Below are 16,042 nucleotides of genomic sequence, written 5' to 3'. Positions count from 1 at the left end.
CAGGGCTTTTTTCTGCCCTGAAATAAAAGGCTGTTAATGTGGAAGACTGCGGTATTCGGAAGGGGTATACCCTTTATGCTTCTTGAAGGTAATGCAGAAGCTGTTTTCACTTTGAAACCCACAGGCAAAGCCGATGTCTTTTACAGTGCGGTCTGTGGTCTTTAGATAATAGACTGCCTGTTGGAGACGTATGGAGATCAGATAGCTGTGCGGCGTCATACCTGTTTCTTTTTTAAAGCACCGGATGAAGTAAGACAGGTTCAGGGACACATGATCCGCAAGCTCTTCCATGGTCAGGTTGGAGGAGAACCTTTGCTGCATATAGGATATGGCACGTTCACTCACTGTACTGGCATGCTCACTCACCGCATTGTCTGATGAGGTGAAAAGAGTATAGTCCGGCATTTCAAGGAGAAAAGAGAGCAGGTCCGTGATATATTTGGAGAGCCAGATTTCATTATAGGGGACATGCATGGCAAAAATGTCCAGCATGTGCTGCAGAGGTCTCAGAGCCTGCATGGTCTGGCTTTTGGGGAGCTGAAAGACATATCCGTTCTGCTTTATGATCCATTGGTAATAGCTTCCTGCGGAAATGCCGTCAAAATGGATCCACTGGATCTCCCAGGAGGAATCTGTCCCATAGGTATGGGGCTGATAACAGTCGATACAGCAGAACTCATCTTCATTCAGATGAAAATGCTTTCCGGCATAAGTCAGATAACCGGAACCGGACCGGACATAGAGCAGCAGAAAGCTGTCATAGCTGGAACGCTCTACGTGGTAGGTGCGGTCACAAAAAAAATGTCCCAGACAGATAGGATATAAGAATTCCCGGCGGATCAACGCTGTTGGGGTACAGAAATAGATCTGTGATCCTGGTAAAGGGGTTGAAGCAGATGTTTCCATAGGTTTAGCCTCCTGACTCTTTTTACACCTTCTAAGATATAGATTTTTTTTTCAGGAGTCAATGGGAATCGGCAGTATATAGTCAATTTTTTTATATATAATGTCAATTCACTGTAATGAAAAACCTTTTAGTATGGGTTATGATATAGAAAATTGACAAGTGTTCTAAAGTCAATAACAGAGTGTAAAAGAGAGAACAGGGAGTAAAGGAGAATACTTATGGAATACGGTATAAGCAGCGCGGATAAGCAGATATTACGTGAGGTGGCTAAAAAACATAAGGAACTTGCAGCGCAGGAGAGAAATGCAGTCCTGAAAGAAAGGTGGTACAGACACAATGCCCTTCAGGGGGAAATTCCCATGGTGGTGCTGGAGTCATGGGGATTCAACAATGAGGTCATCACCCCCAGACTGAAATGCACCGGGGATTTTGCGAGAAAAGTGGAGTTTGATCTGTATCAGGATTTTGTGGGTCAGGAACTTTTTGATGATGACAGAGTGACGCCGGACTGCTTTGAGATGAATTATGATACTGAGTTCAAGTTGTACGGATTGGACATGAAGAAAGAGTTTGCCACAGGAAAAGAGGAGGAGGATAGTGCAGGCATCAGTGTACGTTTTCTGCCGGTGATCGAGGATCTGGAGGATGATTTTGAGAAAATAGGGGCAAGTGTGTTTTCTGTGGATCTGGACAGCAGCAGGAAGAAGCTGGAGGCTGTGACAGATGCTGTCGGTGATATTCTGCCGGTCAGAAGAAAAATGGACTGTCTCTACAGCGTACCCACCCAGATGCTGATCCACTTGATGGGAATGGAGAATATGATGCTGAACATTGCCCAGTATCCGGAGCTTTTTAAAAGGATTATGGACCAGGCTGCGGATGATACACTGGCCTATTATGATCTGCTGGAGGAAAAGGGCTTGATCCTTCCAACTACGGAATACGAAAGTGTGGGCCAGGGAACTTTTGCTTTTAACACAGAGCTGCCAGGTCAGGAGACCTTAAAGGAGAGAAAGCTGACCCGCAGGGATGTATGGGGATATATGGATTCCCAGGAGACACTGAGTATCTCCCCGACGATGTTTGAAGAGATCATTTTCCCCTGTTATGAGAAGATTGGTTCCCAGTTTGGCCTGCTTTCTTATGGGTGCTGCGAGCCGGTTGACAAGGTGTGGGACCGCTGCATCAGCAAGTTTAAAAATCTGAGGAAGGTCTCCATCTCTCCCTGGTGCGACGAAGAATTTATGGGAGAACGGCTGCGCGGCAGCAAGGTGATCTACCACAGAAAACCGGCAGCCACCTTCCTGGGTATCAGCGGTAAAGAGCTTGATGAGGAGGCATTCCGGTCCTATATAAGAAAAAGCCTGCATGCGGCCAGAGGATGTAAGATGGAGATCACTCAGAGGGATGTCTATACCATTGACAGGAATGTGGAGAAAGCACGGCGCTACATACAGGTCATCAGGGAAGAGATTGAGGACCATTGGAAATAGACCGGGAAATAGAAAATATCATTTGAAATGAAGACAGAGAAGAGCGTCTGCGCAGATACTATGCGCAGGCGCTTCTCTTTTTCCCCAAAAGTGTATCGCTCTCATACAGTGATTTTCAGATATGTTCTGGAGAGTTGTGGAAATGAGCGGATATTATACAAATGAGCCGGATATTGGATAGGATGGAAATGGGTTTTTTGTTATGATAGTTCTATCAAGAGAGAAAGGCAAAGGAGGAACGTGGAGATGAAAAATTTAAAAAAGATTTTAAGCCTGGCGCTGGTGGGAACCATGGCTGTGTCTGTATTGGCCGGATGCGGGGAGGCGCCGGATGACGGCAGCGGCAAAAAGGAAGAACAGGGAACTGTAGAGAACAGCGGGGACGGCGGCAAAGTTGTTTTGTCTTATTGGGGATGGGACTCCAACTTCTATAAGCCTATGATGGAAGCTTTTCAGAAAAAATACCCGGATGTGGAATTTGAGATCACAGAGGTAGCTTCCGCTGATTATGTGACAAAAGTACAGCAGTGTATCGCGTCCGGAATGGAGCTGCCGGATATCTTAGTGTCAGAGGCTAATTACAGAGGACAGATGCTGAGTATTGATATGTGGGAGGATTTGACCAAGGAACCTTATAATCTGAAAGATGATATGTTTTTTGACAGCTACCTGAATCAGATGAAAAATGCGGAAGGAAAGATTTTGTGTGTGGATCAGACGGTGTGTCCGTCAGCATTTGCGTATAAAAGAGATTTGGCTAAAGAGTATCTCGGCACAGATGATCCGGATGAACTGGCTGCCATGCTGCCGGATATACAGGGGTTCTGCGATGCGGCCCAAAAGGTGCAGAAGGAATCAGGAGGCACAGTGAAATTGTTTTCAACGATCGGAGCAGTGGCAGAATGGCTGCGGGGAAAAGAAGCAACATCACTGGTGAATGAAAGTGGTGAAGTAGATTTTACAGGAAAGTATAAACAGACCATTGCGGATGCCTGCCAGCTTCGCGATGCGGGGGCTATTGATGTGATCGAGCAGTGGTCCGCTCAGGACAATGCCGCTTATGCAGAGTCAAACCATATTTTCTTTCCGGCAGCTAACTGGTCCCTGGAGTTTTCCATCAAACCCAATGATCCGGAGGGAAGCGGAAATTGGGGAATGTTCATCCCAGAAGGAAACAGCTTTTCCTGGGGAGGAACTGCAATGGGAATATCCAAAGAGAGTAAGAACAAAGAAATGGCATGGAACTTCATAAAATTCTGTACTATGGAAGACGAAGGGATTCAGGAAATGAAAGAGAAGGTGGATTATTATACACCTTACAAAGCCCCATATGAGAATCCGGAATATACTTCAAAAGTAGATGCGTATTTTGGAGGCCAGGATGTGGGAAAACTGCTCTATCAGGATATTATGCCCAAAATGAAAATTGCTCAGAGAACAGAATACGATGGTGTGGCCAGTGAGGTGATGACCCTTGTATTGAATAATATTATTGCGGATGAAGGCGTGACGGCGGATCAGGCATTGGCACAGGCTTTGGAGGAAATGCAGAATCGTTTGCCGGACGTGGCTGTGAAATAAAAGATGACGGCAGAGGCTGCTGCACAAAAATCAGGATTGATTCTTTGCTGCAGCAGCCTTTTTATGACAACGAAAAAATCTCAGGGCATCTTTTTTGTTGTCTATATGATTGGTAAAGGAGAATGTTTATGAATAAACTGCAGGCAGGTTCAAAAGGGCTGAGAAAGTATACACTTTATTGGCCGCTGTTTTTTCTTGGTCCGTTTATTATCTGTTTTTTGGCATTTAATCTGTTTCCTATTCTGTTTACTCTGCGGACCAGTTTTTTTGAATGGGACGGTATGGCAGATAAGGTATTTGTGGGATTGGCTAATTACAAAAGAGTTCTATTGGAAGACGCTAATTTTAGAAAGTCTATTGTATATACGCTGAGGATCATGCTGCTTTCGTATCCCATATCCATTTTTCTGGGGCTGTTGATGGCGGCGTGTCTGAGTAATCTGAAGAGAGGGAGACATGTGGCTCAGACCGTGAATTTTCTGCCTTATATTACAACCCCGGTAGCCATAGGTCTGATATTTTCCTTTCTGTTTGACTGGTCAACCGGTATTGTGAATAAGATTCTCATGGGGCTGGGGCTGATCGACAAAGGGATGAACTGGCTGGGGGATCCAAAGTTGGCATACTTTGTAGTAGCCTTTATGATCATCTGGAAGAGTACCGGTTATTATATGGCAATATACCTTGCAGGAATCACGTCCATTTCGGAAGATGTGTTTGAGGCAGCCAGAGCGGACGGAGCCAGCGCCTGGAAAATATTCTGGAGAATCACCATTCCCATGCTGAAGCCCATCACGGTTTTTGTTGTGGTTACCAGTATCATAAGCGGGCTTCAGATGTTCGATGAACCAAACCTTCTTTTTAACGGCAGCGGTATGGGATCAGCTTCTGTGGGAGGGCCAAACCGCTCCTGTCTGACTATTGTCTGGAATTTTTATGATGTTTCATTTAAAACTACCAGCAGGCTGGGATACGGCTCTGCGGTTGCTATTGTGTTGTTTGCTTTAATTGTGCTCTGTGCTGTTATCGGCATGAAACTGATGAACCGGAAGGAGGAAGGATAAATGAAAAAAAGAGTTGCCAAGATATTCGCAGCAGCAGCATTGCTTCTGGTCTCTATCATATCTCTGTACCCGTTTTTTACCATGATACTCATGTCAACTTATAAGACGGAAGAGATATTTAAAGGGATTCCATTTCTTCCCTCTGATTATTTTATGAAAAATGTGAGCATTGTCATGGAATCGGGGTTTGTAAGAACGTACATAAACAGTCTGATTATCTCTGTTTCAGCCACCATAGGCTGTATACTGATAAGCGCTATGGCAGGATACGCTCTGAGTGTATATCCTTTTAAGTGGAAAAAGGCTCTTTTTAGTTTTGTTATGATGACAATGATGGTTCCGTCACAGATTGGAATCATCGGCTATATGATTGAAATGAAGACGCTGCGTCTTGCAGGTACCTTATGGCCTATGATTTTGCTCTGGCTGGCTTGTGGTTTTGGCGCCTTTTGGATGACACAGTTTATTCAGGGAGCATTGCCCATAGAGATCGTGGAATGTGCGAGGATAGACGGGTGCGGGGAGCTGAAAATTTTTTTCCGCATTGCTCTCCCATGTATGGTATCCGGTATTACCACACTGGCCCTTTTGATCTTTCTATGGTCCTGGAACAGTTATCTTGTCCCATTGGTGTTTGTCAATAGTCCAAAGCTTTATACCATACCTGTCTACATCAGGAGTCTTGGTAATGCCTATCGGACAGATTATGCGGCACAGATCACAGGACTGCTGCTTGCCACAATTCCCCTGATCTTAATGTTCATCCTTGGTTCCAAGAGTTTTATAAAGGGTTTGACTGCAGGAGCAGTCAAGGGGTGATGAGACTCGGTAAATAATACCTGAAATTGTATTGGGGAAGGCAGGGTGGTATGATGAAGGAAAGGAAAGTTACCATGACAGGATAAGAGGTGTTTTAATCTATGGAGCAAATCAGGATTTTTCTTGTGGATGATGAACCTATGGCGATCCGCCATATAAAAAGGGTACTGGGTGAAGAGCAGGAAACTTATCAGATTGTAGGGACGGCAGAAAACGGCAGACAGGTTCTCGAGAAACTGGAAGCCTGCCGCCCGGATATGATCTTGGCAGATGTGTGTATGCCGGTTATGGATGGGCTTGAACTTGCAGGGGCAGTGAAAGAGCATTATCCGGAAATCAAAGTGATCCTCCTGACCTCCTACAAGGATTTTTCTTTTGTGCAGCAGGGGCTTGCCCTGGGGATCGCCGGTTATATGATCAAAAATGAGATCACAAAAGAACAGGTGGATTCGGAAATAAAAAGGCTCTTTCTCCAATCAAAAATGGAGAAGGAGAAAAACAGAACGTATTTTGAAAAAAACTTACTCAATTTTTTAAACTATGGGGAAAAGAGTATTGTCACATTTACCGCGCCGGAGGGCTGTGCAATCAGTTATGCGGTAATATCCATTTTTCGGAAGACACCTATCCGTCTCTCAGAAATGGAAGAGAAAGAATTCAGACTGGATGAAAATCAGATAGAGACCATTGTCCACTCAGAGAATATGAAGTGCAGAGCTGCAGTCAAAGTGTCATCCGTCTCTTACTGTCTTATTTTTTATGTGAGAAATCTGCCAAGCGAAAGGCAGCAGCAGGAACAACTGTGTGCCGTGGCCGGCCAGATAGAAGGATTTCTAAAAGAACAAAAGGAGGAATACGTGCTGCTTGTTTCTCCTGCCAATTTAACATTTGATGAAATACCGTCTTGTTTTCAGAGGCAGAGAGTCTGGGAGAGATATACACATACGCTGAATAAGGGGCACGTGTGGTATTCCTGGGAATATGAGAAGGAAAAAAACATGGGGCAGCAGGTGGATATCTGGAAATGGATGGAGGAAATTGTGGACCCTGTCAACAGGGAGTGGAAACTGGACACAGCCGTGGAAAAACTCCGCAGATACAGAGATACTATGCCTGCGGAAACATTTCTCCATATCGCAAAGCTTTTGTACCAGGAGCTTTTGGCAAAAAGGAAAAAATCCTGTCTCTCCACTAATGAGCTGGAAAAGAGGATAAAATACGATTTTCAGAATGCCGAAGGACTGGAAAACTGGCTGTCCGAAGAAATCAAAAAGACAAACCGTGAAAGTGAGACAGAAGGTGCACAGTCCTATTCTGAGTATATAAAAGGCGCACTGGACTATATTCACGAAAATTATGAAAAACAGATCTCACTGGAGGATATCAGCAGATATATAGGAATCAGTGAGAGCCATCTCAGAAGGAGCTTTCGCAGGGAAACCGGTATGACGGTGGTGGACTATATTACCAGATATCGGATTGAAAAAGCAAAAAGACTTCTGGAGACAGGACAGTATGTTATCGGCGAGATCTATGAAAAAGTGGGGTTTTCAACCAGTCAGTATTTCAGTATAGTGTTCAAGCGATATGAAAAAATAAGTCCGGGACAATATCAGAAAAAGTGGAGCAGTCAGCGGGAATGAAGAGAAAAGGTATTAAATCCAAAATATTAAACCATATACTGTCCCTGATCCTTTTGTCCTTTCTGGTAATTGGGGCTGTCTGTTTCTACTCGGCACATATTATATTAAAAGAACAGGCTGTCAGCGGTGAAAAGCAGAAATTGGAGCAGTATGTACAGCATGTGGGATATATCCAGGAAACCACGGAAAACCTGGCACGTTTAGTAGCCCTTGATAAGACCGTGCAGGGATTGTTTGGCAAGAACACGGAGGATTCCTTCAGCCGTCTGCGTTACAAAGATGATCTGGAGAGGAAATTAACGGAATACATGCTTTCCCAGATAGATTGTGTCTGCATTTCCATTCTGGGAGACAGTATGTGTTACTCAAAGGAAAGAACCAGCTATGATTTTGAAAATGCTGTATGGTATCAGAAATTTAAGGAGTCAGGCAGCAGGACAGGCTTTGCACCTCCGGGAAACATAGCTGTCATAAAAGCACGTTATAAAGTTGATGTGCTGCCGTACATTTTGACCTGCTATGATGCTACGGGAAAAAGCAGTGAGCCTGTTGACATTGTGGTGGAGATACGGAAGGAGCAGTTTGCACAGGAGACAACCATTGACGATGGTCTGGTCCAGGCTTTTTTATTGTATGACGGGTACGGAAACCTGCTTTCAGAAAAAGGAAAAAGTACAGTTGCCTATAAGGAACTTCCGGAACTGAAAGAGAATGGGAATACAGTCGTAACAGAACTTGACAATGGGAATATTCTTCTGGTCAACGGCAGTATGAAAGGGGAATGGAGATGCGTGGCGGAAATATCCGTACAGTCCATGAACAGAAAGATTGGAGATTCCTTAAAGTTTATCCCTATCTGCATGGGAATTACAGGACTGCTGCTTTTGATCATCCTGTATCAGGATGTGGACAGGATCACACGTCCCCTGCATAAACTGTCTGCTGCAAGTAAGTGTATAGGAGAGGGAAATCTTGACACAAGAGTAGAAATCAATACCACAGATGAAATTCAGGAATTGGGGGATACCATCAATACTATGGCAGAAAACCTGCAGCGGTACATAAAGAAATCCATTGCGTATGAAAAGGATATGGTCAATATGGAAATTGACCGGCTGATGCTGCAGATAAATCCGCACTTTATTTATAATACGCTGAGTACGATCTCTTATATGGCGGAGGAGGAGGGAAATGACAGGATTGCCCGATTTTCCAATGCGTTTATTGTCCTTTTGCAGGATACGCTGAGAGCAGACACAGACAATTATTTTACTACACTGCAGCAGGAGATTAAAAACGTGGATAATTACGTTACTCTCCAGAAATTTAAATATGAGGACAAGGTGGAAGTGTTTTATGAAATTCCCCATGAACTGTTGGAATGCAGAGTTCCCAATATCTTACTGCAGCCCATTGTGGAAAATGCGTTATTTCATGGAATCGTTCCCAAGACAGGGCCAGGCATGATCATCATTCTTGCATACCATGACAAGGGCAGACTTTGCATCTGTGTTCAGGATAATGGAGTGGGAATGGAGGAGGAAAACCTGCAGGCAGTTTTGCAGGACAAAAAGCTGACCACAGGAACACAGCGTAAGATCGGTGTGGGAAATGTAAGAAACAGAATCCAGTATATTTACGGAGAAGAATACGGATTGGAGATAAAGAGTATATTGGATGTGGGGACAAGTGTTATCCTCCGTCTTCCGTGTGAATATGAGGAGAAAAAGGAAAACATGTAAAGGAAATTTCAGAAAGGCTGTTTTTTAAATCGTATTTCGTGTATAATATCCTGGATAGTCATAAGAAGGAACCGTCAGGAGGAAAAAATTATGCTTACGATCGGATGTCATTTATCCTCAGCCAAAGGATACGAGGCTATGGGGAGAGAAGCGGTTAAAATACAGGCGAATACCTTTCAGTTTTTTACCAGGAACCCCAGGGGCGGCAAGGCAAAAGAGATTAGCCCGGAGGATGTGGAAAGATTTTTAAAGCTTTCTGAAGACCAGGGATTTCCCTGTATTCTTGCCCACGCGCCCTATACATTAAACGGCTGTTCCGCGGATGAGGGGATCAGGGAATTTGCCAGGAATACCATGGCGGATGATTTGAAACGGATGGAGTATACACCGGGAAACTGTTATAATTTTCATCCGGGCAGTCATGTAAAGCAGGGAGTGGAAGCGGGGATTTCCTATATCGCGGATATGCTGAATGAGATCCTGACAGCCAAACAGAGGACCACAGTGCTTTTAGAGACCATGGCAGGGAAGGGCAGTGAGGTGGGCAGAACCTTTGAAGAGTTAAGAGAGATCCTGGACAGGGTGGAACTGTCAGAGAAAATGGGGGTCTGCCTGGATACCTGCCATGTGTATGACGGCGGATATGATATTGTCAATGACCTGGACGGGGTTCTGACAGAATTTGACCGGGTCATTGGACTTGACAGGCTGAAAGCCGTGCATTTAAACGACAGCATGTTCGGACTCGGGAGCCACAAGGACAGACATGCGAAGATTGGGGAGGGGAAGATTGGATTCGAGGCTGTGAAGCGGATTATCAACCATCCCAAACTCAGGAAACTACCCTTCTATCTGGAGACTCCCAATGATCTGGAGGGATATGCAGGGGAGATCGCCATGCTGAAAGAGGCCTATATAGAGTAAAATTACGGGAAGTATGAGTGAATTTCCCGGCAGAGGAAAAAGTTTGACTTCTCTGCCGGGAATTTTTTGCTGTTTATGAGGTAATGTGCGGGGAAAGAAAAAAAATGCGATTTTTTTGCCGGAGAAAAAGGAAATCCCTGTTTTATGCGTAATAATGTATATGAGAAAGTTTTTTTACTGGCTTTGCTTTTGAAGAGAGAAGGTGAGCTGCCGAATGAATATCCGTGAGGAAATGGAACAGCGGGAGATGGAACTTTTAAGTCCTTACGCTGCCCACAGCAGGGACAGCAGGGGCAGGGACCGTTATGAGGAGGAGTGTGATATCAGGACGGTCTATCAGCGGGACCGGGACAGGATCCTGCACTGTAAGTCATTTAGGAGGCTGAAGGATAAGACACAGGTGTTCCTGGCACCTCAGGGGGATCATTACAGGAACCGTCTGACCCACACCCTGGAGGTCTCCCAGACAGCCAGAACCATTGCAAAGGCTCTGAGGCTGAATGATGACCTGGTGGAGGCCATTGCCCTTGGACATGATCTGGGCCATACGCCCTTTGGACATGCGGGGGAGAGGGCACTTGACAGGGTATGTCCCCTTGGATTTGCCCATTACCGGCAGAGTATCCGGGTGGTGGAGCGCCTGGAGAAAAACGGCGCGGGGCTTAATCTTACCTGGGAGGTGAGGGATGGGATCCTGAATCACAGAACCAGCGGTTCTCCTCATACCTTGGAGGGACAGATCGTACGGCTCTGCGACAAAATTTCCTACATTCATCACGATATGGATGACGCTCAGAGGGCAGGGGTTATCACAGAGGATGATATTCCCATTACCCTGCGGCTTTTGCTGGGTGAGAATACAAAAGAACGGCTCAACACCTTCATTCATGATATTGTGGACAACAGCAGAGGGAAGGATGCCATAAGCATGTCCCCTGAGATCGAGGAGGGACTGCGGGACCTTCGGAACATTATGTTCCAGAATGTCTATCTGAATCCCATTGCTAAAGAGGAAGAGGAAAAGGCAGAGAACCTGGTGGAAGCCCTCTACGGCTATTACAGTACCAGACCGGACAAAATGTCCGAAGAGTACAAACGGCTGTTGGAGGACGGTGAGGAGATGAACCGGGTTGTCTGTGACTATATTTCCGGTATGACGGATCAGTATTCCATGGAGAAATTCAGGGATATTTTTGTTCCGAAAGGATGGAGTGTTTACTAGATGTATTATTCCGATGACGTAATTGAAGAAGTCCGCATGAAAAATGACATTGTGGATGTCATTTCCGGTTATGTGCGGCTGCAGAAAAAGGGCAGCTCCTACTTTGGCCTGTGCCCTTTCCACAATGAAAAATCACCCTCCTTTTCCGTAAGTCCGGGTAAGCAGATGTATTACTGCTTTGGATGCGGGGCAGGAGGAAATGTGTTCACCTTTGTAATGGAGTATGAGAATTTTACCTTTATTGAAGCCGTGAAATATCTGGCAGAGCGGGCCGGCGTGAAGCTTCCGGAAGGGGAATACTCAAAAGAGCAGAGGGCTGCCTCGGATCTGAAGACAGTTCTTCTGGAAGTGAACAAAAAGGCTGCCTCCTACTACTATTATCAATTGAAGCAGGAGGGCGGCAGGCAGGCTTATGAATATCTGAAAAACAGGGAATTGTCAGATGAGACCATAAAAAATTTTGGACTCGGCTATTCCAGCAAATACTCGGGCAGCCTGTACCGGTATCTGAAAGGAAAAGGCTATTCTGATACTATTTTAAAAGAATCCGGTCTTTTCTCCGCTGATGAGAGATATGGAATGCACGACAAGTTCTGGAACCGTGTCATGTTTCCCATTATGGATGTGAATAACCGGGTGATCGGCTTCGGAGGCCGTGTTATGGGCGATGCGAAGCCCAAGTACCTGAATTCTCCGGAGACGAAGATCTTTGATAAGAGCCGCAACCTGTACGGGCTTAATATTGCCAGAAGATCGAGAAAAAACTATCTGATCATCTGTGAGGGGTATATGGATGTGATCTCCATGCACCAGGCGGGCTTCACCAATGCGGTGGCTTCCCTGGGAACTGCCCTTACAAGCGGGCATGCCAGTCTCATGAGCCGTTACACAAAGGAAGTGCTTCTGACCTATGACAGCGATGAGGCCGGGCAGAAGGCGGCACTCAGGGGAATTCCTATTCTCAGGGAGGCGGGCATCAAGCCCAGAGTGGTGAATCTGGCTCCTTATAAGGACCCCGATGAATTTATCAAGGCTCAGGGACAGGAGGCTTTTGAAAAGCGGCTTACTGAGGCCATGAATTATTTTCTGTTCGAGGTCCAGGTCATGGAACGGCAATATGATCTGGCGGACCCGGAGGACAAAACAGAATTTTACAGAGCCATTGCAAAAAAACTGCTGGAATTTCCGGAGGAACTTGAGCGTAACAATTACATGGAGAGTATTTCCCGGAAATACCAGATTCGTTATGAAGACCTGCGGCGCATGGTGAATAACCTGGCGCTTTCGGGCACGGCGATCTCGGCTAAGCCCAAGACACCGGTAAAAGAGCGGAGACGGGAGAAGAAGGAGGACAGCAGAGATGCTTCCCAGAAGCTGATGCTGACCTGGCTTACTTCCTATCCGAAGATGTTTGATACCATAGAGGGGTATATAGGCCCTGAGGATTTTACTACGCCCCTGTTTCATCAGGTGGCAGAGCTTTTATTTGAACAGCACGAACAAGGGGACGTCAATCCGGCAAAGCTTTTGAACCGGTTCACTGACAGCGAAGAACAAAAGGAAGTTACATCCTTATTTCACGCAACCCTGCATCTGGAAAATGACCAGGAGCGCATGCGCGCTCTTCGGGAAACCGTCTGCAGGATGAAACGGGACAGCATAGCGCACCAGAGCCAGACTCTGGCGCCGACGGACATTGCAGGCCTGCAGAGACTTGTAGAGGCAAAAAAACATCTGGAAGAAATTGAAAGTGGAAAGGTAACACTGCATATTTCTTTTGATTGAGGCAAAGATATAATTAAGTAATGAGAGGATGGAACATTTTATGGAAATGAACATGGCGAAATTCAGCGAGAAACTGCAGGAACTGGTGGAGCTGGGAAAGAAAAAGAAAAATGTCCTGGAATATCAGGAGATCAATGACCATTTTAAGGAAATGCCCCTGGACCCCGACGCCCTGGACAAAGTATTTGACTATCTGGAGTCCTGCGGTATTGACGTGCTGCGTATTCCGGATAGTGATGAGGATGTTTTTATCATCAGTGATGATGACGGTATCAACCTGGACGAGGAAGAAGAGGTTGATGTAGAGAATATTGATCTTTCTGTCCCGGAAGGCGTCAGCATCGAAGACCCTGTCCGTATGTATTTAAAGGAGATCGGCAAGGTGCCTCTTCTGTCCGCGGAGGAGGAGATCGAGCTGGCAAAGCGCATGGAAGAGGGTGACGAGGCAGCCAAAAAACGTCTGGCAGAGGCCAACCTGAGACTGGTTGTCAGCATTGCAAAACGTTATGTGGGACGCGGTATGCTGTTCCTGGATCTGATCCAGGAGGGGAATCTGGGTCTTATCAAGGCAGTGGAAAAGTTTGACTACAGAAAAGGATACAAGTTCTCCACATATGCTACCTGGTGGATTCGTCAGGCGATCACAAGGGCCATTGCAGACCAGGCACGTACCATCCGTATTCCTGTGCATATGGTGGAGACCATCAATAAACTGATCCGTGTGTCACGTCAGCTTCTTCAGGAACTGGGCAGAGAGCCGCAGCCGGAAGAGATCGCTGAGAAGATGGATATGTCTGTGGACAGAGTCCGTGAAATCCTGAAAATTTCCCAGGAACCGGTATCTCTGGAGACACCGATCGGTGAGGAGGAAGACAGCCATCTGGGAGATTTTATCCAGGATGACAATGTGCCGGTGCCGGCAGATGCCGCTGCCTTCACACTTTTAAAAGAGCAGCTTGTGGAGGTGCTGAACACTCTTACAGACAGAGAGCAGAAGGTTCTCCGCCTGCGTTTTGGCTTAGATGACGGAAGGGCCAGAACCCTGGAGGAAGTGGGCAAGGAATTCAATGTGACCAGGGAGCGTATCCGCCAGATCGAAGCAAAAGCACTCCGCAAACTGCGTCATCCCAGCCGCAGCCGCAAGTTAAAGGATTACCTGGATTAAGGATGGGCAGTATGAAGAATGTGCAGCTTTCGGACAGGCTTCGCGCTGTGGCATCCCTGGCGGCACCCGGCAGCAGGATTGCGGATGTGGGGTGTGACCACGGCTATATTCCTATTTATCTGTATCTGGAAGGAAGGATACCGGGAGCCATTGCCATGGATGTGAACCGGGGTCCTCTTCTTCGGGCAGAGCAGCATATCAGGGAATACGGTCTGGGAAAATACATAGAAACCCGCCTCTCTGATGGTGTCAAGGCTCTTGCACCGGGTGAGGCGGATACGGTCATCATAGCCGGCATGGGCGGTCCCCTCATGGAGAAGATCCTGACAGAGGGCAGAAGTGTCCTGGAAAGTGTATCGGAACTGATCCTCCAGCCCCAGTCTGAGATCGGCGCGTTCCGGCATTATCTGCTGGAGCATGGCTACAGGATCACAGCCGAGGATATGGTTTTTGAAGAGGGAAAATATTATCCCATGATGAAAGTCCTTCACGGGGAACAGAGCTATGGGGATGAGACGGAATATCTCTTTGGCCGAGGCCTTCTTGACAGTAGGAATCCGGTTCTTGAACAATTTCTGCTAAAGGAGCAGTCATCTGTGGAAAAGATCATGGGGCATCTGAAAAAGACAGACACCAAAGCAGGCAGGGAGCGGCTTTCGGAACTGGAACAGGAGCTGTGCTATATCAAAAAAGCACTTGCGCGCTTTTAAGAGCAGGAATCACAGTTTACAGAGGAATCACAATTAACAGAGGGATCAGACGGAGGATAGAATATCCGGTGTCTGTCATTGACATGTGAGGCGGCAAAAATGAAATGTAAAGATATCATAGAAATTCTGGAAAGAGAATATAACCCGTCCTTTGCGGAGAGCTGGGACAATGTAGGCCTTCTGGCAGGGGACAGGGAGAGAGAAGTTAAAAGGGTTTTTCTGGCGCTTGATGTGACGGATGAAACCCTGAAAGCGGCCATTGATTTTAAGGCGGACATGATGATCACCCACCACCCCCTTATCTTTTCCGGTATGAAGCGTGTTGTGGCGGAGGATTTTATCGGCCGCAGGATCATTGGTCTGATCAGCAGCCATATCAGTTATTATGCCATGCATACGAACTTTGATATTCTGGGCATGGCGGATTTGAGCGGGGATTTTCTCAGGCTTTCAGATCGTGAAGTGCTGGAAGTGACCTTTGAGGAGGGGGATCGGAGAGAGGGGATCGGAAGGATCGGCTCTCTGCCAAAAGAAATGACACTGAGGGAATGTGCGCTCTTTGTAAAAGAACAGTTTCAGCTTCCCCATGTAATCGTTTACGGAAATCCGGATACCCGTGTGGAACGGGCGGCTGTCTGTACAGGCTCGGGAAAGAGTCTGATGGGAGATGTCATTGGCAAAAAAGCACAGGTTTATATTACCGGTGATGTGGATTACCACACGGCCATTGATGCTGTGGCACAGGGAGTGTGCGTCATTGATGCGGGACATTATGGAACCGAGTATATATTTATGGAATATATGAGACGGGAGCTTGCCGAAAAGCTGCCGGAACTGGAAGTGGGCAAGATGGAAGTCCTGCATCCCTGTACGGTTCTCTAAAGGCCGTCAGGATGCAGCCGCGCAGTTTGTCTGAATTGTCAGACCTGATACACCCGGCAGGCAGGGACAGAATAACTGACATGTAAAGTGCATAGACTGATATAA

The 16,042-nt window shown here is 46.4% G+C and carries 13 protein-coding genes; 12 read left to right on the top strand and 1 reads right to left on the bottom strand.

Annotated elements, in window-relative coordinates; all coding sequences use genetic code 11:
- Positions 1-33 precede the first annotated feature (33 nt).
- On the bottom strand, positions 34-906 hold the full coding sequence (locus tag BLCOC_RS17235; RefSeq protein WP_115622874.1) for an AraC family transcriptional regulator: 873 nt from the start codon (positions 904-906) through the stop codon (positions 34-36).
- Positions 907-1,125: 219 nt separating this feature from the next.
- On the opposite strand from BLCOC_RS17235, the gene BLCOC_RS17230 reads away from it, so the two are divergent.
- The 12 genes from BLCOC_RS17230 (at position 1,126) to BLCOC_RS17175 (ending at position 15,937) form a co-directional block, all read left to right on the top strand.
- On the top strand, positions 1,126-2,400 hold the full coding sequence (locus tag BLCOC_RS17230; protein WP_115622873.1) for a uroporphyrinogen decarboxylase/cobalamine-independent methonine synthase family protein: 1,275 nt from the start codon (positions 1,126-1,128) through the stop codon (positions 2,398-2,400).
- 246 nt (positions 2,401-2,646) lie between these two features.
- Positions 2,647-3,981 (top strand): ABC transporter substrate-binding protein, encoded by a 1,335-nt coding sequence (locus BLCOC_RS17225; RefSeq protein ID WP_018597402.1) that lies wholly within the window; start codon positions 2,647-2,649, stop codon positions 3,979-3,981.
- Positions 3,982-4,109: 128 nt separating this feature from the next.
- Positions 4,110-5,045 (top strand): carbohydrate ABC transporter permease, encoded by a 936-nt coding sequence (locus BLCOC_RS17220; protein WP_018597404.1) that lies wholly within the window; start codon positions 4,110-4,112, stop codon positions 5,043-5,045.
- Positions 5,046-5,864, top strand: coding sequence for a carbohydrate ABC transporter permease (locus BLCOC_RS17215; protein ID WP_018597405.1), 819 nt, complete (start codon positions 5,046-5,048; stop codon positions 5,862-5,864).
- Between the two features lie 101 nt (positions 5,865-5,965).
- Positions 5,966-7,507, top strand: a complete 1,542-nt coding sequence (locus BLCOC_RS17210; protein ID WP_115622872.1) for a response regulator transcription factor — start codon at positions 5,966-5,968, stop codon at positions 7,505-7,507.
- A complete protein-coding gene (locus BLCOC_RS17205; protein ID WP_018597407.1) occupies positions 7,504-9,249 on the top strand; it encodes a sensor histidine kinase in 1,746 nt (581 codons plus the stop codon). Before BLCOC_RS17210 ends, BLCOC_RS17205 begins: the two co-directional genes overlap by 4 nt.
- A gap of 90 nt (positions 9,250-9,339) precedes the next feature.
- Positions 9,340-10,173, top strand: coding sequence for a deoxyribonuclease IV (locus tag BLCOC_RS17200; protein ID WP_115622871.1), 834 nt, complete (start codon positions 9,340-9,342; stop codon positions 10,171-10,173).
- Positions 10,174-10,387: 214 nt separating this feature from the next.
- Positions 10,388-11,395 (top strand): deoxyguanosinetriphosphate triphosphohydrolase, encoded by a 1,008-nt coding sequence (locus BLCOC_RS17195; protein WP_115622870.1) that lies wholly within the window; start codon positions 10,388-10,390, stop codon positions 11,393-11,395.
- On the top strand, positions 11,396-13,180 hold the full coding sequence (gene dnaG / locus BLCOC_RS17190) for a DNA primase (protein WP_115622869.1): 1,785 nt from the start codon (positions 11,396-11,398) through the stop codon (positions 13,178-13,180).
- A 40-nt stretch (positions 13,181-13,220) separates the two neighbouring features.
- The gene (gene rpoD / locus BLCOC_RS17185) at positions 13,221-14,345 is read left to right on the top strand and encodes an RNA polymerase sigma factor RpoD (RefSeq protein ID WP_018597411.1); all 1,125 of its coding nucleotides are present in this window, start codon (positions 13,221-13,223) and stop codon (positions 14,343-14,345) included.
- Between the two features lie 11 nt (positions 14,346-14,356).
- On the top strand, positions 14,357-15,055 hold the full coding sequence (locus BLCOC_RS17180) for a tRNA (adenine(22)-N(1))-methyltransferase (protein ID WP_018597412.1): 699 nt from the start codon (positions 14,357-14,359) through the stop codon (positions 15,053-15,055).
- A gap of 99 nt (positions 15,056-15,154) precedes the next feature.
- The gene (locus BLCOC_RS17175) at positions 15,155-15,937 is read left to right on the top strand and encodes a Nif3-like dinuclear metal center hexameric protein (protein ID WP_115622868.1); all 783 of its coding nucleotides are present in this window, start codon (positions 15,155-15,157) and stop codon (positions 15,935-15,937) included.
- The last annotated feature ends 105 nt before the right edge of the window (positions 15,938-16,042 follow it).

Source organism: Blautia coccoides, from assembly GCF_034355335.1.
GTDB classification, from domain to species: Bacteria; Bacillota; Clostridia; order Lachnospirales; family Lachnospiraceae; genus Blautia; species Blautia producta.
The sequence above is the reverse complement of the archived record's forward strand: the minus strand, read 5'-3'. Positions and strand labels throughout refer to the sequence as shown.

Bases quoted from the DNA above. Each gene is read 5' to 3' on its own strand.
- BLCOC_RS17220 (WP_018597404.1), top strand. From the start codon at position 4,110: ATGAATAAACTGCAGGCAGGTTCAAAAGGGCTGAGAAAGTATACACTT.
- BLCOC_RS17235 (WP_115622874.1), bottom strand. From the start codon at position 906: ATGGAAACATCTGCTTCAACCCCTTTACCAGGATCACAGATCTATTTC.
- BLCOC_RS17175 (WP_115622868.1), top strand. From the start codon at position 15,155: ATGAAATGTAAAGATATCATAGAAATTCTGGAAAGAGAATATAACCCG.
- BLCOC_RS17225 (WP_018597402.1), top strand. From the start codon at position 2,647: ATGAAAAATTTAAAAAAGATTTTAAGCCTGGCGCTGGTGGGAACCATG.
- dnaG (WP_115622869.1), top strand. From the start codon at position 11,396: ATGTATTATTCCGATGACGTAATTGAAGAAGTCCGCATGAAAAATGAC.
- BLCOC_RS17200 (WP_115622871.1), top strand. From the start codon at position 9,340: ATGCTTACGATCGGATGTCATTTATCCTCAGCCAAAGGATACGAGGCT.
- rpoD (WP_018597411.1), top strand. From the start codon at position 13,221: ATGGAAATGAACATGGCGAAATTCAGCGAGAAACTGCAGGAACTGGTG.
- BLCOC_RS17210 (WP_115622872.1), top strand. From the start codon at position 5,966: ATGGAGCAAATCAGGATTTTTCTTGTGGATGATGAACCTATGGCGATC.
- BLCOC_RS17195 (WP_115622870.1), top strand. From the start codon at position 10,388: ATGAATATCCGTGAGGAAATGGAACAGCGGGAGATGGAACTTTTAAGT.
- BLCOC_RS17180 (WP_018597412.1), top strand. From the start codon at position 14,357: ATGAAGAATGTGCAGCTTTCGGACAGGCTTCGCGCTGTGGCATCCCTG.
- BLCOC_RS17230 (WP_115622873.1), top strand. From the start codon at position 1,126: ATGGAATACGGTATAAGCAGCGCGGATAAGCAGATATTACGTGAGGTG.
- BLCOC_RS17205 (WP_018597407.1), top strand. From the start codon at position 7,504: ATGAAGAGAAAAGGTATTAAATCCAAAATATTAAACCATATACTGTCC.
- BLCOC_RS17215 (WP_018597405.1), top strand. From the start codon at position 5,046: ATGAAAAAAAGAGTTGCCAAGATATTCGCAGCAGCAGCATTGCTTCTG.